We start from the raw sequence: 22860 nt of genomic DNA on the forward strand, positions 1-22860 counted from the left end.
CTAGCCTACCGGCGGGGCGGCATCGCCCCGAAACCGCGCGGGTTGCGCGGCCACCGCCGGTTCGACCACGCCCGGGGCATCGTCGATGTAGTGCGGCCGGCAGATGACCCAGCCCGCAGTCGCCAGCACCGCAAGCGTGATCCCAAGGAACGCGAACGACGCCGTCCATCCGCCGGTCGCGTCGTGGAGGATGCCCGCGAGGAGCGGGCCGGCGCACGCGATCGTGTAGCCGACGCCTTGGGCGAAGCCCGAGACGGCCCCCGAGGCGCGGTGTGACCGGGTGCGGAGGTTGATGAGGACGAGGGCCAGCGGGAATGTTGCGGGGCCGAGCCCCATGAGCGTGGACCACAGCCACGTCGCCGAGGCCGGCGCGAGCCAGAGCCCGAGGTAGCCGCTCACGAAGCAGGCTACGCCGAAGACCACCACCGGGAACGGGTTCCGGAGCCGTCCCGCAAGGATCGGCACGACGAGGCTCAGCGGAATCCCGAGGCCCGAGAAGATCGCGAGCTGCAGCCCGGCGTCGCCCGCGCTGAGCCCTGCCTCCGTTGCGATCGTCGGGAGCCAGCCGAACATCGTGTACGTGTTGAGCGACGTGCAGCCGAACATGAGCGCGAGCGCCCACGCGGCGGGCGCGCGCCACGGGCGGATGACGATCGGAACCGCCGTCTCAGGTGAGGCGGGGGCAGTGGCCTCCCCCGCCGTCGTGCGTGCGGCGCCGCGCGCGGACGACGGCGCGTCCCCGGCTCCGCGGCCCGCTGCGGGACGCGCGGGCCAGGACCGCAGCCACGGCAGGATCGCGATGACGTTGATCGCCGCCCACCAGCCGATCGACCCGCGCCACCCGACGGCGCCCGCGACGGGGACCGCGAGCAGCGGCGGGACCGTGGTCCCGAGGCTGATGATCGTCACGTAGAGCGCGGTCAGGAGGCCGATCTTCTGCGGGAAGTACTTCTTGACCATGGGTGGCAGCACGACGTTGCCCGCGCCCATCCCCGCAAGCGCGACGGCCGAGGCCGCGAGGAACGTCACGGTGTCGGGGGCGAACGCGCGGACGATCTGGCCCAGCGCAGCGGCAGCCATCGAGATGACGGCAATGGCTTCGACGCTCCGCCTCCGCATGAAAAGCGGCGTCACGAGGCCGGCGATCCCGAACAGCGCCGTGGGCAGCATCCCGAGGATGCCGACGAGCCACGACGGGAGGAACAGCTCCTTCGAGATCTCGCCCGTGAGCGGCGGGACGCTCGTCACGGCTGTTCGAAGCGTGAACGCGACGATCAGGATGCCTGCCGCGGCGAGGAGCCCGCCACGCACGGTGGACTGGGCGGCTCTCGTGCCGGCCTGGGCTATCGCCTGCGGTTCCGCTTCGCTCACCCTAAAACGCTACAGCAGTCCCGGGATACCAAACATTGCTCGGCGCGGCGAAAGGCCGTGATTCCGGCCACGACGGGGCCCCGACCAACCGGCGGAACCGCAGCTGGCCGGCTCTCACAGCCAGCACACAGCCCCCGCGTCGTTGAACGAGTCTGGCCCCGGCTACGTTTAATGGACAACCGTCCCCGCCGTCCGGGGACCGCCGACCGCAGGAAGCCGCCACATGCCTGACTCCCCCGTGCCCACCGCCGCACCGAACTCGCGGGTCGCGCGCAAAGTCGCGTTCACCGCGCTGGCGGGCGCATCGCTCGTCGGCGCCGTGGCGGGATGCGCGCCGTCGAACGCAGCGGTGCCTGGCCCGGCGCAGGCGGGGAACGCCGAGCCCTCAGCGCCGACGACGGCGGCCCCCACCTCCGCGGGTTCCGCCGGCTCGAGCGCCCACGCCTACAGGGACGGCACGTACAGCGCGGACGGACACTACACGTCCCCGAACGGGCCGGAGACCGTCGGCGTCACGCTCACGCTCGCGTCCGGGGTCGTCAAGGACGTGCAGATCACCCAGCACCCCACGAGCGCGAACACGGCGATCTACCAGAAGCACTTCGCCTCGGGGATCAAGGATGTGGTGGTCGGCAAGAAGCTCGACGATCTCAACGTCGGCGTCGTCTCCGGCTCCTCGCTCACGGGCCAGGGCTTCAACGACGCTGTCGCGATCATCAAGGGCGAAGCCTCCTAGGACCGCCCATGGAGTCGTTCACGTTCGAGGCGATCGGGACCCTGTTCGAGATTGGCACGAACCGGCCGCTCGGCGATGCCCTCGAATGGACGCTGCTGCGCGAGGCCGAGCGCTTCGATTGGGTCTGGAGCCGTTTCCGGCCGGACTCGCTCGTCGCGCAGATGCGGGCCGGAACGGGCACATGGGACCTCCCGGCCGAGAGCGCGAAGCTCTCGGAGCTGTATGCGCGCCTCTACCGTGTGACCCGAGGCGCCATCAACCCGTGGATCGGCTCGAGCCTCGAACGCATCGGCTACGGGCCGGGCTATGAGCTCGTCCCGTCGCGTCCGCCCGAGCCAGCCCCGCTGTGGGACGCGGACCATGTGTGGGAGGGCACCGCCGTCGTCCTGACGTACCCCGCCGTCCTCGACATCGGCGCCGCCGGGAAGGGGCTTCTCGTGGATCGCTTCGGGGAGATCCTCGCCGAGGCGGGGCACCGCGAATTCGTCATCGACGGGAGCGGCGACATCCTGCACGCGGGGGCCGAGCCGGTCCGGGCGGCACTCGAGCACCCGTACAACGCCGACGAGGCGATCGGCCTCGTCGACTTCCAGGACATGGCCCTGTGCGCGTCGGCGGGGAATCGCCGGGCGTGGGGCGACGGATTCCACCACCTCCTCGACGCTCGGACGGGCGCGCCGGTCCGCTCCGTGGTCGCAGCCTGGGCCCTCGCCCCCGACGCCATGACGGCAGACGCCCTCTCGACCGCGCTCTTCGTGGCCCGGGGCCCCGACCTCGCCGCCGAGTTCGCCGGCCCGAACGGCGGGCCGGAATGGCTCCAGGTCTTCTCGGACGGACACGCCGAGGGCAGCCCCGCCTTCCTCGAAGGACTCTTCTCATGACGCCAGTTCTCACCGCCCCTGCGGCCGCCAAGGTGCGCCTCGACGCCGCGCTCGGCCGCGTGAGCTCGTATCGGCTCGTGCTGACCGTGCTCGCCGTCCTCGTGCTGTACAGCCTCGTGCTCAACGTCCTCGGCTGGCTGCGCTTCGGGATCCCGGCCATGCTCGCGTCCCTCGTCGTATGCCTCGCCGTCTCGTACGGCGCGAACCGCGGCGTCGCGGCGATCTTCCGCGTGCGCCCGCACTCCGAGTCCGCCCTCGTGACGGGCCTGCTCCTCTACTTCCTGTTCTGGCCCAGTCTCGCCCCGCTCGACCTCGCGGTGACGGCGCTCGCGTGTGTGCTCGCCGCCGCCTCGAAGTACGTCCTCGCGTTCCGCGCTCGGCATGTGTTCAATCCCGCCGCGTTCGGGGCGTTCGCGGTCGGGCTCACCGGCTGGGGCGCCGCGACGTGGTGGGCGGGCACGCCCGCGATGCTGTGGGCCGTGGCGCCCGGCGCGCTCCTCGTGCTGTACCGCGTCCAGCGGCTCGCGATGGCCAGCGTGTTCGCGACGGTCGCCCTGACCCTTACCGCGGCCGTGTTCGCGACGGCGGGCATCCTCCCCGTGGGAGCGATCGTGCAGGCGATCGCTCAAGGGCCGCTCGTGTTCTTCGCGGGGTTCATGCTGTCCGAGCCGCTCACGATGCCCGGCCGCCGTCGCTATCAGTACGCCTACTCGGCGGTCATCGCGGCGGCCTACGCGCTGCCGTTTAGCCTCGGACCGGTCTCCGGCTCGCCGGAGACCGCGCTGCTCCTCGGCAACCTCCTCGCGTTCGCGTTCGGCCTCTCGCAGGGCCTCGACCTGAGGTTCGTCGAGCGGCGGCGGCTCACGCCGACGTCGCACGAGTTCGTCTTCGTCCCGACCCGAGCGGCGCGCTTCCTTCCGGGGCAGTACGCCGAGCTCTCACTCCCCCATGCGGGCGGCGCCTGGGCCGGACGACGGCGGACGTTCAGCTTCACGAGCGCGCCCTCCTCGGACGTCGTGGCCTTTGGCGTCAGCACCGCACCGCCGGTCTCCCCCGCGAAGCAGGTCCTCCTGGACCTCGAGCCCTGCCGGCGCGTGTGGGCCGCCGCCGTGGGTGGCGACTTCGTGCTTCCCCGCGATCTGGACGTCCCGGTGCTCCTCGTCGCGGGCGGGATCGGCCTCACACCGTTCGCGTCGATGCTGCGCGCCCTCAAGACTTCGGGCGAGGCGGGCGACGTCGTCGTCCTCGTCTCGGTCTCGACCGCCGAGGAGCTCGCTTTTGCAGGCGTCCTCAAGGCGTCGCGGGCGCGCGTCGTCGTGAGAACGTCCGACGGCGGGGCGGTGCCCGACTTCGCGGAGGACGCCGGCGCGGCGCCGTTCACGCCGCAGCGCCTCCGGGAGCTCGTGCCGGACATCGGCGAGCGCACCGCCTACGTCTCCGGGCCGCCGTCGTTCGTGGGAGGCGTGGGCCCGGCGTTGCGCGCGGCCGGCGCGCGTCGCGTCCGCCGCGACGCGTTCTCCGGCTACTGATTCTCGAAGTTGAGGGGCGCACTTCCGGCGTAGGCTGGCCTCCGAGCACGTCCCACGCAGAAGGAGCGACCATGGACCAAGACATCCACGCCCGCATCAAGGAGCTCATCGACGAGGAGCATCGCCTCCGCTCGGCCGTGAGCGACGGCGAGATCACGCCTGGTGACGAGCAGCGGCGGCTCCGCTCCGTCGAAACGCAGCTCGACCAGTGCTGGGACCTCCTGCGCCAGCGGCGCGCGAAGCGCCAGTACGGCGAAAACCCCTCAGAAGCCTCGGTCCGGTCCGCAGACGTGGTGGAGAACTACCTCGACTGAGAATGAGCCCCGCTGAGCGGTGTTTCCGCAGGTGAGAGGCTGTTTTATGTGGTGCTGACACTGAAAGTCTAAGACGCATAGCGCTCTGAGTCAAGATATTGATATGATTGGGCCATGCCCAAGAAGCCGCGCACCCCGGACCTCGCAGCGCTCCTGCCCTCGTGGGAGCTCTCGCTCAAGGCCGAGCGCAAGAGCCCGTCGACGATCTCCAACTATGGGACCGGCGTCCGGGCCTTCATCGCGTGGTGCGCCGCCGAGGACCGCCCCGCCGTCCTCGACCGTCCCACGGTGAACGGCTTCGTCGCCTCGCTCTTGGATGCGGGGCGCGAGGGCACCACGGCGGTCGCGCGGCAGCTCGCCGTCCGGCGGTTCTCTTCCTGGCTCGCCGAGGAGGGCGAGCTTCCCGCCGACCCACTGCTCGGGCTCAAGCCGCCCAAGATGGACACCAAGGTCGTTGAGCCTCTCACCGAGCCCGAGCTCAAGGCCCTGCTCAAGGCGTGCTCGGGGACCGAGTTCATCGACCGCCGCGACGAGGCCATCGTGCGCCTGATGCTCGAGACGGGAACGCGGGCCGGCGAGTGCGCGGCCATGCTGGTCGACGATGTGAACCTCGCCTCGGGCGTCGCGATCATCCGACGAGGCAAGGGCGGCAAGGGACGTCCCGTGCCGTTCGGCCCTCAGACCGCGCGCGCGATCGACCGCTATAAGCGCGCGAGGGCCACGCACCGGCTCGCCTCCTCCCCCGCGCTATGGCTAGGAGACCGCGGCAAGGAGTTCGGATACTCAGGCCTCTGGAAGGCCCTCGGGACGCGCGCCGCGGCTGCGGGCATCGTCGGATTCCACCCCCACCGCTTGAGGCACACGGCGGCCCACAGGTGGCTCGCCGCGGGCGGCAGCGAGGGAGGGCTCATGAGTGTCGCGGGATGGAGCCGCCCCGACATGCTGATGCGCTACACGAAGGCCCGAGCCGCCGAGCGCGCGGCCGAGGAAGCACGCAACCTGAACCTGGGAGACCTGTGATGGGACGGAAACGGATCGACACCGAAGCCCTTATCCGACGCCTCGCCCCGGAGGTCTCCAGCGTCGCACCTGAGCTGACGCCGGGTTCGGCCGAGTGGGCCGAGTCCGTCGACGCCGCGATGGAGGAGGGCTACGCCCCAGCCCGTATCGCCGATCTCGACGCCATGCGGAACCAGGCCGCCGCGGCGCCTGTCCGCGGGCTCGTCGCGCCCGGCGCCTCGCGCACCACATGGGTGCAGCTCCGGTGCGGCGGCTCCGGCGTAACGGAGGGATGGCTCGTGGCCCTCACCCCGGCCCCGACGGTGCTCGTGACGGTCAAGGGCGGAACGGTGGTGGAGCTCGACCAGCCGCTGCCCTATTCCTGTGCGCACGGTGACACCACAGTCTCGGTGCCGACGCTCCTCCGCGCGGTGCTCGGCACGCTCGCCCACCGCGACAGCCGGTCGAAATCGATCGACATCCACCGGCGTGTCGGATAAACGCTGTACGGGCCCGTATTGATACGCTGTGCAAAAGGCCGCGGAATCGCCTGCTGAAGATCCGCCACAACGAGACGTCCGGCATAAGGCCGGGCAGGCTGGGAGGCCCTCGGAACCTAGGACACGCGTGTCTGAGGACCGAGAGGCCTTCAATTGTCTCCAGCCCAAACACCCGCCGAGCGCAGCCTCGCCGGATCGATCGCAGCCCACACGAGTTGGGCGTTCACCGAGGACCGCGCCGCCCGCACCAGGCCGGCCCGCGATGCCCTCATGGCCAAGTTCGAGCAAGAGGTCGACCCCGAGGGGAAACTCCTCCCCGAGGAGCGCGCACGCCGCGCCGAGTCGCTGAAGAAGGCCTACTTCCAGAAACTCGCGCTCAAGTCAGCGCAGGCCCGGCGGGCCAAGTCGGCGGGTGCCCGGTGACGCCGCCGACCTTCTCCCTCGGCGCCGCGCTCGAGGTAGACCTCCGAAGCCTCGACGGGCACGAGCTGGCACGTGCGGTCGAGTGGGCAGCCCATGCCCCCCGCGGCGCGAGCGTGACGTTCGAGGTCGCGCGCGGACAAGTCCCCCCGCACCTCGCGCTCCGTTACCTCTGTGATCACGGCCGGCACCTCGGCACAGTGCAGATACGATGCTCGGATCCCGACAGCGCGAACCGTTGGCTACTCGCGCTGCGCGAGGCCCAGGCCGACTCGGACGCCGCGCTGGAAGCGGAGGCCGGGCGATGAACACCGCACCCTCGTCCCGCCTCGACGACGCGTTCTCGCTCGACTGGCTCCTCGCCCAGGACTTCCCCCCGATCAAGTACATCGTCCCGGGCATCATCCCCGAGGGCGTCACCGTGATCGCCGGAGCACCCAAGGCCGGGAAGAGCTGGATGGTCCTCGACCTTGCCCTGTGCGTAGCCGGCGGTGATCCCACCCTCTGCGAGCTCCAGGCCGGGGAGAAGCGGCCCGTCATGTACGTCGCGCTCGAGGACGGCCCCCGCCGCCTCAAGATGCGCACCAACATCCTCGGCGTCAATGATGGCTACCGGTACAAGCGCCTCACGCTCAAGACCGCGATTGAGCCCGGCCAAGCCATCTCCACGATCCGGGAGTACATCGACCGGCACCACGGCGACAACCCCGTGGTTATTGTCGACACGCTCGCGAAGGTCATGCCCACCCCGGTTAGCGGCGTCTCCGCGTACGCGGCCGACTACGCAGCCATGACGCAGTTCAAGCTCATCGTCGCGGACTACCCGGGCTCCTCGATCATCTTGGTACACCACACCCGCAAAATGGGCGCCGAGGACTTCTCCGACACCGTGAGCGGTACGCAGGGCATTACGGGAGCGGCCGACACGACGGTGGTCCTCAAGCGCGCCCGCGGCGAGGCGACCGGCACGCTGTTCGTCACCTCCCGCGATGCGGCCGAGGGCGAGTACTCGGTCACGCTCGACGGGCACCGCTGGAGGCTCGACGGTGGCACCCTCGCCGAAGCGGCCAAGGCTGCGGTCGAGCGCAAGGCCACCGACGGGCTCGGCGACCAGATGGCCGAGGTAATCCGGTTCGTCAACGGGCGCGAGAAGACCACGGCAGGCGACCTTGCTGCCGCTCTCGGGCTCGAGGCAAACGCGGCACGCACCTACCTCAGCAGGGCGGTCGAGTCCGGTCGCATCTCCAAGTCGGGACGAGGCGTCTATGTCCCCAATACCCCTGTTGCAAGTGTTGCGACTGTTGCGTCCGAAGAAGACGTTGCGTCACCTCGAACAGAACAAGGCGATGACAACGCAACACATGCAACGGTTGCAACACCCCCTTCGGAGGTGCTTGAGGTCATCGAGAGCATCGTCTCGAAACTCCCACCCCTGCCGAGCCCGGAGCCCGATCAAGGGGGGCTCTTCTGATGGCCGCCGTTGAAGGGATCCTCGCCGAGCTGCGACGTGGTGCGTGCCCCGACTGCTTCGCCGACGTCACCGTGGCACCGGACCACGACGGCATCATCCACGTGTACGTTGCGCACGACGAGACGTGCCCTCAGTACAGGGTGCGGCTCAACCGGGCTGAACGTCGCGCTGCACGCAAGCGGGGGGGTCGGTCGTGACCGCCCCGGATCCGACCGCGGACGAGGCGGTCCTCTGGGCGACGGGACCGGTCGAACTCCGCGAATACCACCTCCGCAAGCTGACTCCCACCGACTTCGGCCAATCCCCGTGCTGGGCATGCCACGGCGAACACGACGAGAACGGCGACTGGCGCCACCACCGCGCCTGCCCGCGCATCGCCCGCCCGAACCGCAGACCCAAGACCACCGCGAAGGAGAACTAGATGGGCCGCAGGAACGCCAGGCGGAACACCCGCTACGCGCGACAGGGCCGGGCACCCAAGCCCGCATCGTCCACACGCCTCGGCGAAGCCGAGCTCGACACCCTTGCCCGATCGCTCGTCGACCGCGGGCTCGCATCACCCCAGGTTCTCGGACGCGGGGACAGCAGGGGCAGCCTCGCCTCGGAAGAGGAGACAGCAGATGAGTGACCTCGACCCCGTACGCGACGCCTGCGCGATCACGACGTCCGTCCTCGCCGGGGACGATGCCCAGACCCTGCTGGTCGACCTCGCCGCGAGCCAGGCCGAGCCGGTGGGCTGGGCGCTGGCCGTCGTCGCTGCCAGCACGGAGATGGTCGCCGGGTTCATCCTCGACTCGGTCGGCGGCAACCGCGCCGCCGCGCTCGAGGCGTGGGCTGCCCAACTCGCCAGCCAGGGCATCGACAGCTCGGCACCGTGGGCACGCAAGGCGCGGGCCGAAGGCGGCGAGGCGTGAATCCGCACATGCGGGGGGCGGGGGCCACCATCCCCGTCGCGCAGCGGCGCCCCTCGGGGTGCGGCATGCTCGAGCTCGAAGCGGAGGCTCAGAAATCGGCCCGGTTTTTAGAAATCGGGGGCCATGGCGACCACGCCGTGTTCCCGAATGCTTTCTCCCGGGGCAGACATTGATTGTGCTGTGCGGAAGGGCCCGCGATGAGCGATTCACCGCATGATCTCAGGCGGTACGAGGCCGGATGCCGGTGTGCGGACTGCAAGGCGGCCAACGCGCGGCGTGTGCGCGCTCAGCGTGCGCGCCGTGCCCCGAAGCTCACGGTCGTGGAGCAGATCGGCCCTGGTCCGGTCGAGACGGCGTTCGATCTGGAGCTCGATCGGCTGGTCATGGCCGACGAGTTCGACGTCGCCCGGGTTGAGATGGCCCGGATCCTGGCGCGGGCCATCGACAATCTGCCTCCGACTCAGGGATTCCGCCTGCCGAGCATGATGGGCCGGCTGGATGTGCTTATGGAGCGTTTGGCTCCCCGCGATGAACCGAAGAAGAAGGGTGGAAGACGATGACCCGGCGGATTGAGTCGAAGGACGCCTTCGATTTCGAGAGCGCACCGCTCGACGAGAACTATCTCGCGGCGCTGCGGAGCGAGGAGCCGACCGCGGCGGTGATGTTCGCGGTCATGACCCGCGTGCTCACGGGCCCCGAGGGCGACGGGATCATCCACGATCCGTCGACGGGCGAGGTCCTCGACCGCGAGGTCCTCGACGCGATCTGGGCCGAGGTGACCGCATGAGCTCCGCAGCGGTCCCGAAGCGCCGCCGCCGTGGCTACGCGGACCCGACGGCGAACCTTGCAATCGCCCGAACGGACCGTCAGGCGCGCCGTGGGCTGACGAGAACGGAGCCGGCGGCCTCGGTGGCCACCGAGGCCCGCACGGAGGCCCCTGCGGGCGTAGTCGCCCAGCTGAGCTACTTCCCGGAGTCCGAGCCCGTGGAATTGTCGGCCCCGGATGCTATAGCGCCGGGTGACGACTTCAACCACGGCGCGCTCGCCGTCGCCGCGGAAGCCAGGCGGGCCGCAGGAGTTGGCGCGAGGGACCTCCCCAAGCGCCCTTCGAAATGCGTCAGCATCGTGCTCGGGCCGCTCGTCACGGGCGAGGCGCGGATGTTCCACCGGGAGACCCTCGCGCACGACGCCTACGGCCCGTATGCCGAGGTCATCGCCGGGGAGGCGCTGCGTGACGCGGCTATCCCCCTTGTCGTCGGTGGCGCTGTCCTCGGCACCGTCGCCTTCGCGGCTGGCCGCTATGCACGCCAGGGCCTCGCGACGATCGTGTGGAACGACGAGGCCTCGGCGGCCGAGGGGTACGCAGGCGCCGCGCTGGCGCGGCGAGAGCTGCGCATCATGTGCCGCGTGCTGGCTGGCGCATGGGATCCGGACCGGTTCGGGTTCGTCATCGAGAAGATCGACTGGAGTACGGCGCGGGCTGTGCTGTGAGATGAAACGCACCGTCAGTGTTGATCAATGAATGATTCTGTCGCCAAAAGCGGCTAGAATGAGAAATAGCTGCTCCCAAGCGGCCCGAAGTTTACCGGCCCAGCCGAAAACGGAGGGAACCGAGCGGGGAGCGTAAGCCAGCGAGTCGAGCGATGCTCCTCCCTGGCGGGCACCCCGGCGAGGTGCGAATGGAAAGCCGCCTGGATGGCTCCACTCCCATTCGACATCGCCCCGTGGAGCCTCAAATGACTCTTTCCCCTGCTTTCTCGCACCCCGCAAACTCCATTCCGCCCAAGGCCTCCGATTTCCCCGCCCGCATCCGCGCCAAGTCGGCCGAGCGCCAGAACCTCGCGAACCTCCGCGCCTCGAAGGCCGCCGAGATCGAGCAGATCCGCCGCGATCCGTCCCAGAACAACCGCCTGACAAGCCTCCGTGGCGAGAAGGTGGACCTCGACGACCGGATCGACGTGATCGACACCGAGCTCAAGCAGCTCCGCAGTGTGCAGGCCGAGGAGGAGCGCGCTCGGGCCGCCGACAAGCCTGGCGCGTCCGGCGTCACGCATTTCCGCGGCGATGGCCGCCCCGCGTACGACGGCGTGATCCGCACCGGGGACACCAAGGAGCCGCGGGTCTACACGAGCTACAGCAACACCCGTGCCGAGGGTGAAGCCGTCTCGTTCTTCGCCGACGCGGCGGCCTGGATGGCCAACCGCGAGAACCCCGCCCGGGGGACCAAGGAGCGCCTGCTCCGCCACGCCGCCGAAGTCGAGCTGCACGGCGAGCAGTCGGCCCGTGCAGCCGGCACGGGCACGTTCGCCGGCCTCGTGGTCCCGCAGTACCTGACGGCGCAGAACGCCCTCGTGCTCCGTGCGGGGCGCCCGTTCGCGAACCTGTGCCGGCGCTTCCAGATCCCCGAGCAGGGCATGTCCTTCGTGATCCCGCGCGGCACGACCGGCGCCTCGACGTCGCCCCAGACGGCTGAGAACACCGCGGTCTCGGCGACGGACGACGTGTGGGCGAACGTCACGGTCCCGGTCGTGACCGGGGCAGGTGCTCAGGATGTCTCGAGGCAGCTCCTCGAGCGCGGGGCCCCCGGCATCGACCAGGTCCTGTACTCGGACCTCGTCCGCGCCTATGCGGGCGCGAACCCGGCGATCTCGGGCAACGCGGCCTCGCAGTTCGGCCTCGGCTGGGCTGTCATCAACGGCTCGGGCTCCTCGGGCCAGCCCCTCGGCGCCCTGAACACGTCCGGCATCGGCGCTTCGACGGCAATGGGCGGCCCGGTGACCACGACGCTCCTGAACCTGAAGCTCGCGGGCGGCTTCAACAGCATCATGACTGCGGGCGCCGGGATCGTCCCCCGCGCGATCGTCATGCACCCGCGCCGGTGGACGTGGCTCCTCGCGCAGGTCGACTCGACGGGCCGCCCGGTGGTCCAGCCCAACACCTCGGGCACCGGGTTCAACACGATCGCACAGTCCAACGCGATCCAGTCGCTCGACGTCGACACGCCGATCGCAGGGTTCTTCCAGGGCCTCCCGGTCGTCATCGACTGGAACCTCCCGACGAACGTGGGCACCCCGTCTGAGGACGTGATCCTCGTCGCGGACACGAGCCAGTGCCTCCTGTTCGAGGACGGCGACGGCCTGCCGCGCGAGCTCTCGTTCGAGCAGACGACCGGTGGGTCGCTGACCACGAAGCTCGTCGTCTACGGCTACTACGCCTTCACCGCGGGCCGCTACCCGGCCGCCGTGGCGAAGGTCGGCGGCGCCGACACCGTGGCCGGAAACGGATGTGTCGCCCCAGCGTTCTAGACCCCTCCCCAGCGCGTCAACGCCACCCGATCCGGCCTCAGATGAGCGGGCCGCCGGGACCGATGGCGGCAGAGCGGGAAACCTCCTTTCGGCCCGCAGTGACGCCGCCAGCGCGCAAACCCCACGGGCGGGGCGCTCCACAACGGAGTGCCCCGCCCCACACCCCCAAACCTTCCAAGGCCCCCAGGAGGCCCGATGTCCGCTGCATCCCTCGTCTTCGACATCTTCGCCAAGGACAACAACACCGAAGGCGTGTTCAAGGGCATCTCCAACCATGCGCAGGGCGTCACGAAGGGCGTCGGCGGCATAGCATCCGCCGTCGCGGCCGCCGGTGTCGTCGAGTTCGGGAAGAAGGCCGTCGACGCCTTCGAGGACATGGCGAAGTCGGCGATGAACACCTCGAAGATCACCGGCATGTCCGTCGAGGACGCCTCGAAGCTGAACTTCCAGTGGCGCGAGACGGGGGTCTCTGCCGAGACCGGCGCGTCAGCGATGGAGAAGCTGGCCAAGGGGATCGTCTCGAGCGAGAACGCGACGGTCAAGCTCGACGCGGCGTCCGGGAAGCAGCTCCACACGATCAACGAGCAGATCGCGGCCATCGAGCACAAGGGCGTCAAGACCGACGCCGAGAAGGTCCGGCTGGCCGACCTGAAGACGAAGCAGGAAGAGCTTACGGCGTCCATGGGCGAGCAGGCCGGGGCCCTCGGGAAGCTGGGCATCAGCTTCACCGACGCGAACGGCAAGCTCCTGCCGATGTCCGACCTCCTCCCGAAGATCCACGACAAGTTCGCGGCGATGCCCGCCGGCCCGGAGAAGACCGCCGCGGCCATGCAGCTGTTCGGCAAGCAGGCTGGCCCCGAGATGCTCAAGTGGCTCTCGCTCAACGCGGCCGGGGTGGAGGACCTGAACAAGGCTGCCGAGGACGGGTTCGTCGTCTCGCAGAAGGACGCCGAGGACGCGAAGCAGCTCGCAAAGGACAAGCGCGAGCTCAACGCCGCGATCGACTCGGTCCAGGTGACCATCGGCAAGGCCCTCGTCCCGGTGATGACCGAGCTGTCGAAGATCGTGAAGGAGAACGTCGTCCCGGTCATCAAGGCCGCCGCGGAGTTCTTCGCCCACCTCGACCCGAACACCAAGGCCGTCGCGGTTGGCATCGGCCTCGTCGTCGCCGCCATCGCGGTCCTGAGCCCGGCATTCGCAGCACTCAACGCGATCATGGCGATGAACCCCATCAGCCTCGTCGTCATCGCCATCGCCGCCCTCGTCGCAGGGGTGATCTGGGCATACAACAACGTCGGATGGTTCAAGGACGGCGTCGATGCGGCGTTCAAGTTCATCCGGATCGGGATCGACGCCGTGGTCACATGGGTCCGCGATACCGCGGTCCCGTGGTTCATCAACGCCTGGCAGCACGTGGCCGACTTCGTCAAGGGCTTCGTCGACGGCCTCGTGAACGCCTGGAACTGGTACTGGGATACCACGAAAACCATCTTCACGAAGATCGGCGACTTCATCGGCTCCGTCTGGAACGGCATAAAGGACGGCGTGACGAAAGCGGTCGACTTCGTCGTCTCCATCTTCGACGGCCGATTTCAGTCGCGCGTCCAGGATGCCCTCTCAGGCATCGGCAAATGGCTCCTGACGGCCGGCGGGGACCTCGTGCAGGGCCTGATCGACGGCGCAAAGGGCATGATCGACAAGGCGACGCAGGCGATCAAGGACGTCGGCGGCGCCATGCTCGACGGCGTCAAGAGCTTCCTCGGAATCCACAGCCCCTCGACCGAGGGCCACGCGATCGGCCAGTTCTTCGTCCAGGGCATCGTCAACGGCCTCGACGCCTCCCATGGGCACGTCACGGGCGCGATGGGCAGGCTGTCCGACCTCATGACGACCGCTTTCGACGGCGCGAGCGCCAGCCTGGCCGTCGGTCCCAACGGCGGCTCATCCTCGGCGTTCACCACCGCGCCAGCCTTCCCATCCTCCCTCCGACTCGTGGTCGACGGCCACGAGTTCACGGCCTACGTCGACTCCCGCGCCTCCAACGCCATCGACAATGCCAGCTACCGCGCGGGAACGAGGCCGAGCCGATGAGCATCACGCCGCCAAATAATCCGAAGCAGAAGGGGTAACAGTGCCCGCCGTATCGATCCTTGAGACCGTCTCGACTTCGTCGGGTACGAATGCCCCGGCCGTCGGTGCATTGGTGTTTACGCCAACGCGCACATTCGCCGGACCGGCAGCGAACGAGGAAGTCCTCCCGCTGCCGTTCCCCGTCACGCTCGACGCGACGGGGAGGGGCACGGCGAATCTTGCCGTCACGTCGAGCAACTGGGTTTGGCGCGTTGACAAGAACTTCACGTGGCCGAGGCAGATGACGCTGACGGAGTATGTCTCGGTCCAATCGACCGATACGTCCTACCCGGCACTTACCCGCGTGGATCCCACGACGCTTACCGCAGTGGCCGCAAGCCCGGCATGGGTCGGCATGGCGAACAGCACCGTCACATCAGGGTCGATCAACTCCTCCGGGCACCTCATTCTCACGCGCACTGACACCACGACGAGCGATGCCGGATCGATCCTCATCGCCCCAGCGCAGCCCCTCGGCAAGGTCTCGGCCATCGGCGACAGCATCACCGCGACAAACGACCTCGAGACTGGATTCAACGGAGCGACCGACGCCCTCTATCAGGACTCGTGGTTCGACTACGCGTGCATGCTCTCGGGCGGTCTTATGCGGCGCGGGCGGAACACTGGCATCGCCGGCCAGACGTCCGTTCAGATGGCGGCAAGATTCGCCACCGACATCCTCGGCTTCCGCTGCTCGACCGTGATCATCCTCTGCGGCACGAACGATGTCGGCCAGTCGGTCAGCGCCGGCGGCACGGCTCCGGACGCCACCGCGCTCGCGAACTTCCAATCGAGCATCCAGAGCATGGTCCTCGCCGCGCGCGCCGCGAACGTGACGCCGATCCTGTCCACCGTCCCGCCGAACAACGCCACAAACCGGCATGCACTCATCTCGAAGTTCAACGTCTGGATCAGGCTGTATGCATCGCTGAACAACCTCACCCTGCTTGACTTCTACGGGCAGGCCGCCGATCCCACGACTGGGAACTATCTAGCGTCGTGGGCTTCGGCGGACGGGACACACCCCGGATCGGCGGGGCATCTGATGTTCGGGCAGTACGTATCGAATCAGATCTCCAAGCTCGGCGGTGTATTGGCTCCCTTTGTGCCTCAGGACGACGCCGATCCGAACTCACTCATCACGCATCCGATGTTCCTCGGGGGCGCAGTCAGCGCACAGGGGATCCCGCCAGGCTGGCAGATCGCGTCAGGATACGGCACCGGCCTGACTGTCGGTTACGTGACCGATTCCGCAGTCAAGGGGAATATGTGGCAGGTTCAGGCCGCCGCATCCTCGGCACCCTATTACGTCCAGTTCCCGATCCCGGCCGCATCCTGGTCGGTGGGCGACCGACTCGCCGTGTGCGGCATTCTGACCTGTAACGGCGGCGTCTTGCCGGGCATCGCGTTCGCCGACCAAGCCGGGGCAAGAGCCAAGATTGGGCCATCGCAGCCAGTTACGCACGGCTACTTCTACATGGAGCAGATCGTCGCACCTACATCGACATCTCTCTATCTGGACCTGAATACTCCGGCCGGGACTGGCACATGGTCCGTCGGCCAGCTCGGGGTCTACAACCTCACGAAGCTCGGCTTCACGTCATGAGGCTCGAGCGGCGGCACGCACCACAGAGAAGCGCCCCCGCCCTCCTCGAGGAGGGCGGGGGCGCCTTCGTTCGTTCCCTGTCTAGGCAGCGACGCCAGCAGCCGCGATGCGCTTGAAGAAGTCCGTGGCGAGCTTGGCGATTCTGGCTTGGTCTAGGGCTTGCTGGCCGTTCCGGGGGGTCACGGTCGCCGAGACGTGGGGCTGCCCGTCGATGCCGAGGGCGACCTGCACGAGCCATCGCTGGCCCCACGTCATGAGGGATGCACCCGTGCGGAACGAGACCATCCGTAGCTCTGGGGAGGGCTCCATTTTCTTATAGGGTCCAGCGTTTACGACGGCCATCACGGTCGCGTACACAGAATCGACGGTACCGGGAACCGAAATGTCGAACTTCTGCTGCCCGTGAGCTTGCATGGTTTCCTCCTCAGAATCTTGGTTGGCTCGTGTGCGCCGAGACTGTCGCTCGTCTCACGCTTCGGGGGCCGGGGGCAGGATCTCCGTGAGCGTCTTCGCGAGGGCGCGGGCCTGCTCGGGCGAGAGCCGATCGTGTTCGTCATCCGGGCGAACCCACAAGAACTGCTCGCCGTCAGGCCTAACGACCTCTTCCACATAGAACCCCTCGCCGTAGGTGACGCGCGAGAAGTCCACGATCTCGTCGTCGTCGAAGTAGTTCGGCTTGAACCCCTCGGGCACCTGTGGAACGTCCTCTTCTGATGCCATGGCGGGCCCCCCTTCCTGCGTGGGACCCTCGCCCGCGCGAGATTCATTCTCGTGCTCGTCAACGGGCTCGACAAGAGGCGTCAGGTCATCAACTCGGACCATGACTGTACGCCGGCTGTCGAACTCGACGAGCGCGGCGACGCCGCCGGCAGTAGGCGAGGGCTTCACGGTGCCGGCGCCGAAGCTGCGGTGCAAGATGGCGGTGCCGGGTAGGATCTGCGTGGTTTCAGTGGTGGTAGACATGGCCTTGAGCCCCTATCTCAGTCCAAGATATTTCACCCCACAGCGCTCTTTCCAGATAGCTGAAACTATCTAGATCCTGCTCAAGCGGCACAGCGTTCACTCGCCCACAGTGGAGAACTACCTCGACTGACTCCGGCTAGCCGCGCGGGAGCCGGTGCCTTCCGCGCGGCCGGCGCCCGATGGCGATGAGTCCCGCGATGGCAACGACCATGACGGCCACGCCGGACGCCACGGGCCACCAGCGGCCGGACACCGCGACTCCGGCCACAATGGCCAGGCCCACGATTCCCGCTCCCACCAGATAGCGCTTCTCCGTCCGGGGCAAGGCAACGCTGCTCGATCTCATGCCCATGAGCTCTCCTCCCGCTCTCTCATCTGTGGCTTCTTCCACTATCAAGAGCCACTGGAGGCGTCGAGATGACGCCAGAACCGAAACTTGGGCTGGGAACCCCTCCCCGGATGAGCCGGTTTGCACGGTCAGGGTGGCCACCTGATAAGCTCGATGAGTTCGATCGGGAGCAGGCTTCTGCTCCTCGGAACACCCGGGCCCTCGTAGCTCAGGGGATAGAGCGTCTGCCTCCGGAGCAGAAGGCCGTAGGTTCGAATCCTATCGAGGGCACCCAAGTGAAGAGCCCCGCCGACTCAGTCGGCGGGGCCCTTCTCGTCTCGGGTACGGATAACCCCACCACACCAACTCGGGTACGGAAACTCCGACCGGCCTCGCTCAGGGCGCGGAAGTCTCCATCCCGAAGAGCGTGTAGAGCGCGGACGCCTCCCGTCCCTGCCAGAACCGAAGCCAGAGCTCCGCGCGCTCCGGCGAGAGCGCCCCCAGCTCCGTTAGGACTGCCGCGGCGAAATCCGTCGGCGCCCAGGATCCCGCCGTCACGATGATGCCGCCAACCGGTGTGCGCCCCCGCACAGCGTGCGGCTCGCGCACGAACCTCGCGCTGCCCCGATAGCCCGGCCACTTCTCGAGCTGCCCGAGCTCGTTGCCGGTGTGCTCAGTGTCGTCGAGCAACCCGGCACCGCCAAGGGCGTCGACCGCGCCGCAAATCGCGTCGACGAGCCCTCCCGACGCCTTGCGCCGGGCGGCGAGCTCGAGCGCGGCGACGTTCGCGGCGTCGTCGTACCATGTGGTCCCGCCGCACAGGACAAGCGCGTCGAACGCCTGGCCCCCGACGTCGGCGAGCGCCGCATCCGGGGTGACGCGAAGGCCACCCATGCTCGTCACCGCGCCGCCGCCCGCCGTCGCCGTCGTCAACTCAGCCTCGCGCTCGGTGAGGTCGTGCTGCCGCAGCTCGCTCATGAGGTACCCGATCTCCCAGTCGGCCATGCCCTCCGGGAGGTAGACGAGGACACGGAGTGGCTCCCCCGCGAGGCCTGGTCCCGCCGTCGATTCGGTCTGATTCTGTCCGCTCACATCGCCCATGGTCCGAGGCTAGGGCGTCCTGCGGACAGGAAGTGTCCGCAGCCGTCGGCGTCCGCTTCTACCGCCTCCCGATGACGGCGGCCACCACGTCCTGTGGCCCCACTAGACTGGATCAGCCATGTCCCTCACGATCACGTATCCCAGCGCTCTCCCCGTCTCCGAGCGGCGCGAAGAGCTCATGGAAGCCATCGCCGCGAACCAGGTGACGATCATCGCGGGCGAGACCGGCTCGGGGAAAACCACGCAGATCCCCAAGATGTGCCTCGAACTCGGCCTCGGGGACAAGGGGCTCATTGGGCACACCCAGCCGCGGCGCCTCGCCGCGCGCACGGTCGCCGAGCGCATCGCGGAGGAACTCGGCGTCGAGCTCGGCCAGGAGATCGGCTTCCAGGTCCGGTTCACGGGCGAGGTCGGCCCGCAGACCCGGGTCAAGCTCATGACCGACGGCATCCTGCTGGCCGAGATCCAGCGCGACCGCCTGCTGCGGCGCTATTCAACGATCATCATCGACGAGGCCCACGAGCGCAGTCTCAACATCGACTTCATCCTCGGATACCTCAAGCGGGTCCTCCCGCAGCGCCCGGACCTCAAGGTCATCATCACGTCGGCCACGATCGACCCAGATCGCTTCGCGCGGCATTTCGCGCGCGAGCTCCCGGACGGCACTGCCGAGCCCGCGCCGGTCCTCGAGGTGTCGGGCCGCACGTTCCCTGTCGAGATCCGCTACCGCCCCTTGAGCGCTGAGGGGAGCGACAGCGACGACGACGAATCCGCCGTCGCCCGCTCCGACGACGCCCTCGAGGACGACCGCGACCCCCTCGACGCGGTGTGCGACGCCGTCGACGAGCTCTCGCGCGAAGACCCCGGCGACATCCTCATCTTCTTCTCCGGAGAGCGCGAGATCCGCGACGCCGCGGACGCGCTCGCCGCACGCATCCAGCGGAACCGGGTGCTCGCCAACGCGGAGATCCTCCCGCTGTTCGCGCGCCTCTCCCTCGCGGAGCAGCACCGCGTCTTCACGCCGGGCGGACGACGGCGGATCGTCCTCGCGACGAACGTCGCCGAGACCTCGCTCACAGTGCCGGGCATCAAGTACGTCATCGACACGGGCACGGCCCGCATCTCGCGCTACTCCCACCGGACGAAGGTCCAACGGCTCCCGATCGAGCGCGTCTCCCAGGCGTCAGCGAACCAGCGCGCCGGCCGCTGCGGCCGCGTCTCCGACGGCATCTGCATCCGCCTCTACTCGGAGGAGGATTACCTCTCCCGCCCCGAGTTCACGGACCCCGAGATCCTCCGCACGAATCTCGCGGCAGTGATCCTGCAGATGACGGCGATGGGCATCGCGCGCGGGCCCAAGGACGTCGAGGCCTTCCCGTTCGTCGAGCCCCCGGAGAGCCGCGCGATCAACGACGGCGTGACCCTCCTCCGCGAGCTCGGCGCCTTGGCCGATGGCCAGGATGCCAAGGGGCAAAGAGGTGCGCTCACCGCCGTCGGCCATCAGCTCGCCCAGCTCCCGGTCGATCCGCGCCTTGGCCGCATGATCGTCGAGGCGGCGCGGCGCGACTGCGCCCGCGAGGTCATGGTCCTCGCCGCCGCGCTCACCATCCAAGACCCGCGCGAGCGGCCCACGGAGAAGCGGCAGCAGGCCGACGAGAAGCACGCGCGCTTCAGGGACGAGAATTCGGACTTCTCGGCCTACCTCAACCTGTGGAACTACCTGCAGGAGCAGCAGCGCGAGCTCTCCTCCTCGGCATTCCGCCGGCTCTGCAAGGCCGAGTTCATCAACTACCTCCGCGTGCGCGAGTGGCAGGAGCTCTTCCAGCAGCTCCGGCAGCTCGCCCGTCCGCTGGGCATCACCCTCGGGCAGGGTCGCGACACGGACCCCGTGGGCAAGCACGACGCCGTGCACCAGTCCCTGCTCGCGGGCCTCCTGAGTCACATCGGCCTCCTCGACGAGCGCAAGCGCGAGTACGCGGGCGCCCGCGGGACGCGCTTCGCGATCTTCCCGGGCTCGGCCCTGTTCAGGAAGAGCCCCACGTACGTCATGGCGGCCGAGCTCGTCGAGACGAGCCGGCTCTGGGCCAGGACGGCCGCGAAGATCGATCCCGAGTGGGCCGAGCTCGTGGCCCCGCACCTCGTCAAGCGCACGTACTCGGAGCCGCACTGGTCCAAGCGGATGGGCGCCGTGATGGCGTATGAGAAGGTCACGCTCTACGGCGTTCCGGTGGTCCCGCAGCGGCGAATCAACTTCGGCCGGGTCGATCCGGTGCTCGCGCGTGAGCTGTTCATCCGGCACGCGCTCGTCGAGGGCGACTGGCGGACGCAGCACACCTTCTTCCGACGCAATCGCGCGCTCCTCGAGGAGGTCGACGAGCTCGAGGCCCGCACGCGGCAACGCGGCCTGCGGGTGGATGACGAGGCGCTCTTCGACTTCTACGACGCGCGGGTCCCGGCCACGGTCGTCTCGGAACGGCATTTCGACGCGTGGTGGAAGAAGGCCCGCCAGGCGGACGGCCAGCTGCTCGACTTCGACCGGGCCCTCCTCCTGAGCGAGAAGGCCGGCGGGCTCGACGACGCCGCGTACCCGACCGTGTGGCGTCAGGGCTCGTTCGAGCTCCCGCTCAGCTACGAGTTCCACCCCGTGGCGCCCGGCGGCACGCCGGACCCGACCGACGGCGTGACGGCCGAGGTGCCGGTGCTGTTCCTCAATCAGCTCGACCCCGAGCCGTTCCGCTGGCAGATCCCGGGCCAGCGCACGGACCTCGTCGCCGCGCTCATCAAGTCGCTGCCCAAGCAGATCCGGAAGAACTTCGTGCCTGCGCCGGACGTCGCGCGGCAGGCGGTCGCGGCGCTCGGCACGGACTTCGACCCCGAGCGGGACGACCTCGAGCCGTCGCTCGAACTCGTGCTCCGGCGGCTCAAGGGCCAGATTGTGCCTCCCGGATCGTGGAGTTGGGACGCCGTGCCGGAGCATCTCAAGGTCTCGTTCAGCGTGGTCGATTCGCGCGGGAAGGTCCTCGGCTCCGGCAAGGACCTCGCAGCGCTCCAGGAACAGCTCGCCCCCGCGACGCGGCATGCGATCGCCGAGTCCCTCGGCGCGACGCCCAAGACCGCGGCGCCCTCGCCCCGGCTAGGCGACCGCGCGCCGTCGGCCGCCCGCTCCGGCGGACAGCCGCCGTCGTCGGCCCAAGGCACGGCGGCGGCCCCTACCTCCAGCGCGCGGCTGACCGAGCGCTCGGGGCTGGCCGAACGCACAGGAGTGGCGGAGTGGACCGTGGGGACCATCCCGCGGACCGCGAGCACCGTCGTCGCCGGTCATACGGTGACGGGCTACCCGGCACTCGTCGACGAGGGCCGGGGCGCGAAGGGGCAGCAGGGCGCGCGCGGGACGGTCGGTCTCCGCGTGTTCCAGAGCGAGGACGACCAGCTGCGCGCCCACCGCGCCGGGGTCATCCGGCTGCTCGCGCTGCGCATCCCGCCGCCGGACCGCTACGTACTCGAGCACCTCAACAACCGCGAGAAGCTCACGTTCAGCCAGAACCCGCACGGGAGCGTCCCCGAGCTCATCGCGGACTGTGTCCTCGCGGCCATCGACAAGCTCGTCCCCGCCCAGCTGCCATGGGACCGGACCGCGTTCGACGCGCTCTACGACAACGTCCGCGCCGAGCTCATCGACACGGTGTTCTCGGTGACCGCCATCGTCGAGCAGGTGCTCGCGGCGTCGCTGCGCATCGGCAAGCAGCTCAAGGGCACCACGAGCCTAGCGCTCGTGAGCGGGCTCAACGACGTCAAGGCCCAGCTCGAGCAGCTCGTCTACCCCGGCTTTGTAGCACGCACAGGCTACGCCCAGCTCGCGCATCTCCCCCGCTACCTTCGGGGGATCGAGCGGCGCCTCGAGAAGATGCCCGCCAACGTACAGCGCGACGCGGTCGCGATGGCGAGCGTCCAGACGCTCGAGGACGACTACGACGACGCCTCCGCGGCCCTCGCGCCGACCGGCCGGAACGCCGCGAAGCTCGAGGCCGTCCGCTGGATGATCGAGGAACTCCGCGTGAGCCTGTTCGCGGTCGAGCTCGGCACGTCGGGGAAGGTCTCGGAGAAGCGCGTGCGCCAGGCACTCAACGAGGCGCTCGCCCCGGCCTGAGGCCGAGAATCCGCACCGGCCACCCAACCGGCCGACCATCTGCTGCCTTTGGCCGCATCTCCGTGGAGGATTACACACGGAGATGCGGCTGAGGGGTCGCATTCGCTGCCCTCGACCGCATCTGCGTGGGGAATTCCACCCGGAG

Annotated in this window: 25 protein-coding genes and 1 tRNA gene; 21 read left to right on the forward strand and 5 right to left on the reverse strand. The window is 68.9% G+C overall.

The annotated features are described in order from the left end of the window. Positions 1 to 1371 (reverse strand): MFS transporter, encoded by a 1371-nt coding sequence (locus ACOKR1_RS13900; protein ID WP_422933597.1) that lies wholly within the window; start codon positions 1369 to 1371, stop codon positions 1 to 3. Between the two features lie 223 nt (positions 1372 to 1594). Between ACOKR1_RS13900 and ACOKR1_RS13905 the strand changes: the two genes are divergently transcribed. The 19 genes from ACOKR1_RS13905 (at position 1595) to ACOKR1_RS13995 (ending at position 16176) form a co-directional block, all read left to right on the forward strand. Continuing rightward, complete coding sequence (locus ACOKR1_RS13905; protein WP_422933598.1) at positions 1595 to 2107, forward strand: hypothetical protein; 513 nt, start codon at positions 1595 to 1597, stop codon at positions 2105 to 2107. Between the two features lie 8 nt (positions 2108 to 2115). Beyond that, entirely contained in the window at positions 2116 to 2988 is an 873-nt protein-coding gene (locus ACOKR1_RS13910) for an FAD:protein FMN transferase (RefSeq protein ID WP_422933599.1), read from the forward strand. Then, positions 2985 to 4517 carry an oxidoreductase gene (locus tag ACOKR1_RS13915; RefSeq protein ID WP_422933600.1) on the forward strand — a complete coding sequence of 511 codons (1533 nt, stop codon included), beginning with the start codon at positions 2985 to 2987 and terminating at the stop codon, positions 4515 to 4517. Before ACOKR1_RS13910 ends, ACOKR1_RS13915 begins: the two co-directional genes overlap by 4 nt. 71 nt (positions 4518 to 4588) lie before the next feature. Beyond that, positions 4589 to 4831: a DUF2630 family protein gene (locus ACOKR1_RS13920; protein ID WP_422933601.1), complete on the forward strand. Its 243-nt coding sequence runs from the start codon at positions 4589 to 4591 to the stop codon at positions 4829 to 4831. A gap of 114 nt (positions 4832 to 4945) precedes the next feature. Continuing rightward, complete coding sequence (locus ACOKR1_RS13925; RefSeq protein WP_422933602.1) at positions 4946 to 5851, forward strand: tyrosine-type recombinase/integrase; 906 nt, start codon at positions 4946 to 4948, stop codon at positions 5849 to 5851. After that, positions 5851 to 6330 carry a hypothetical protein gene (locus tag ACOKR1_RS13930; RefSeq protein WP_422933603.1) on the forward strand — a complete coding sequence of 160 codons (480 nt, stop codon included), beginning with the start codon at positions 5851 to 5853 and terminating at the stop codon, positions 6328 to 6330. The genes ACOKR1_RS13925 and ACOKR1_RS13930 overlap by 1 nt, the downstream gene beginning before the upstream one ends. Positions 6331 to 6483: 153 nt before the next feature. Then, positions 6484 to 6753, forward strand: coding sequence for a hypothetical protein (locus ACOKR1_RS13935; protein ID WP_422933604.1), 270 nt, complete (start codon positions 6484 to 6486; stop codon positions 6751 to 6753). Next, positions 6750 to 7058, forward strand: coding sequence for a hypothetical protein (locus ACOKR1_RS13940; RefSeq protein ID WP_422933605.1), 309 nt, complete (start codon positions 6750 to 6752; stop codon positions 7056 to 7058). Before ACOKR1_RS13935 ends, ACOKR1_RS13940 begins: the two co-directional genes overlap by 4 nt. After that, a complete protein-coding gene (locus ACOKR1_RS13945; protein ID WP_422933606.1) occupies positions 7055 to 8221 on the forward strand; it encodes an AAA family ATPase in 1167 nt (388 codons plus the stop codon). Before ACOKR1_RS13940 ends, ACOKR1_RS13945 begins: the two co-directional genes overlap by 4 nt. Beyond that, on the forward strand, positions 8221 to 8418 hold the full coding sequence (locus ACOKR1_RS13950) for a hypothetical protein (protein ID WP_422933607.1): 198 nt from the start codon (positions 8221 to 8223) through the stop codon (positions 8416 to 8418). The genes ACOKR1_RS13945 and ACOKR1_RS13950 overlap by 1 nt, the downstream gene beginning before the upstream one ends. Next, positions 8415 to 8642: a hypothetical protein gene (locus ACOKR1_RS13955; RefSeq protein ID WP_422933608.1), complete on the forward strand. Its 228-nt coding sequence runs from the start codon at positions 8415 to 8417 to the stop codon at positions 8640 to 8642. Before ACOKR1_RS13950 ends, ACOKR1_RS13955 begins: the two co-directional genes overlap by 4 nt. Further along, positions 8643 to 8849 (forward strand): hypothetical protein, encoded by a 207-nt coding sequence (locus ACOKR1_RS13960; protein ID WP_422933609.1) that lies wholly within the window; start codon positions 8643 to 8645, stop codon positions 8847 to 8849. Then, complete coding sequence (locus tag ACOKR1_RS13965) at positions 8842 to 9135, forward strand: hypothetical protein (RefSeq protein ID WP_422933610.1); 294 nt, start codon at positions 8842 to 8844, stop codon at positions 9133 to 9135. Before ACOKR1_RS13960 ends, ACOKR1_RS13965 begins: the two co-directional genes overlap by 8 nt. 320 nt (positions 9136 to 9455) lie before the next feature. Further along, the gene (locus ACOKR1_RS13970) at positions 9456 to 9695 is read left to right on the forward strand and encodes a hypothetical protein (RefSeq protein WP_422933611.1); all 240 of its coding nucleotides are present in this window, start codon (positions 9456 to 9458) and stop codon (positions 9693 to 9695) included. After that, positions 9692 to 9922 (forward strand): hypothetical protein, encoded by a 231-nt coding sequence (locus ACOKR1_RS13975; RefSeq protein WP_422933612.1) that lies wholly within the window; start codon positions 9692 to 9694, stop codon positions 9920 to 9922. Before ACOKR1_RS13970 ends, ACOKR1_RS13975 begins: the two co-directional genes overlap by 4 nt. After that, complete coding sequence (locus ACOKR1_RS13980; protein ID WP_422933613.1) at positions 9919 to 10626, forward strand: hypothetical protein; 708 nt, start codon at positions 9919 to 9921, stop codon at positions 10624 to 10626. Before ACOKR1_RS13975 ends, ACOKR1_RS13980 begins: the two co-directional genes overlap by 4 nt. Positions 10627 to 10871: 245 nt before the next feature. Then, positions 10872 to 12440, forward strand: coding sequence for a phage major capsid protein (locus ACOKR1_RS13985; protein WP_422933614.1), 1569 nt, complete (start codon positions 10872 to 10874; stop codon positions 12438 to 12440). 195 nt (positions 12441 to 12635) lie between these two features. Then, positions 12636 to 14531: a phage tail tape measure protein gene (locus ACOKR1_RS13990; protein WP_422933615.1), complete on the forward strand. Its 1896-nt coding sequence runs from the start codon at positions 12636 to 12638 to the stop codon at positions 14529 to 14531. A 40-nt stretch (positions 14532 to 14571) separates the two neighbouring features. Further along, positions 14572 to 16176 carry a GDSL-type esterase/lipase family protein gene (locus ACOKR1_RS13995; RefSeq protein ID WP_422933616.1) on the forward strand — a complete coding sequence of 535 codons (1605 nt, stop codon included), beginning with the start codon at positions 14572 to 14574 and terminating at the stop codon, positions 16174 to 16176. An 81-nt stretch (positions 16177 to 16257) separates the two neighbouring features. Here the strand turns inward: ACOKR1_RS13995 and ACOKR1_RS14000 are convergent, their stop codons facing one another. The 3 genes from ACOKR1_RS14000 to ACOKR1_RS14010 all read right to left on the reverse strand — a co-directional run bounded on the left by ACOKR1_RS14000 (position 16258) and on the right by ACOKR1_RS14010 (position 17491). Further along, positions 16258 to 16590, reverse strand: a complete 333-nt coding sequence (locus tag ACOKR1_RS14000) for a hypothetical protein (protein WP_422933617.1) — start codon at positions 16588 to 16590, stop codon at positions 16258 to 16260. Between the two features lie 54 nt (positions 16591 to 16644). Beyond that, entirely contained in the window at positions 16645 to 17139 is a 495-nt protein-coding gene (locus tag ACOKR1_RS14005) for a hypothetical protein (RefSeq protein WP_422933618.1), read from the reverse strand. A gap of 136 nt (positions 17140 to 17275) precedes the next feature. After that, positions 17276 to 17491 (reverse strand): hypothetical protein, encoded by a 216-nt coding sequence (locus ACOKR1_RS14010; protein ID WP_422933619.1) that lies wholly within the window; start codon positions 17489 to 17491, stop codon positions 17276 to 17278. A 194-nt stretch (positions 17492 to 17685) separates the two neighbouring features. Here ACOKR1_RS14010 and ACOKR1_RS14015 point away from each other — a divergent pair. Next, positions 17686 to 17758, forward strand: a tRNA-Arg gene (locus ACOKR1_RS14015). A gap of 105 nt (positions 17759 to 17863) precedes the next feature. Here ACOKR1_RS14015 and ACOKR1_RS14020 read toward each other — a convergent pair. Then, entirely contained in the window at positions 17864 to 18568 is a 705-nt protein-coding gene (locus tag ACOKR1_RS14020; RefSeq protein ID WP_422933620.1) for a DJ-1/PfpI family protein, read from the reverse strand. A gap of 118 nt (positions 18569 to 18686) precedes the next feature. Here ACOKR1_RS14020 and hrpA point away from each other — a divergent pair, with 118 nt between their 5' ends. Beyond that, a complete protein-coding gene (hrpA, locus tag ACOKR1_RS14025) occupies positions 18687 to 22715 on the forward strand; it encodes an ATP-dependent RNA helicase HrpA (protein WP_422933621.1) in 4029 nt (1342 codons plus the stop codon). Positions 22716 to 22860: the final 145 nt, after the last annotated feature.

The sequence above is a fragment of the Sinomonas sp. P47F7 genome (assembly GCF_049332655.1).
Lineage (GTDB): Bacteria > Actinomycetota > Actinomycetes > Actinomycetales > Micrococcaceae > Sinomonas.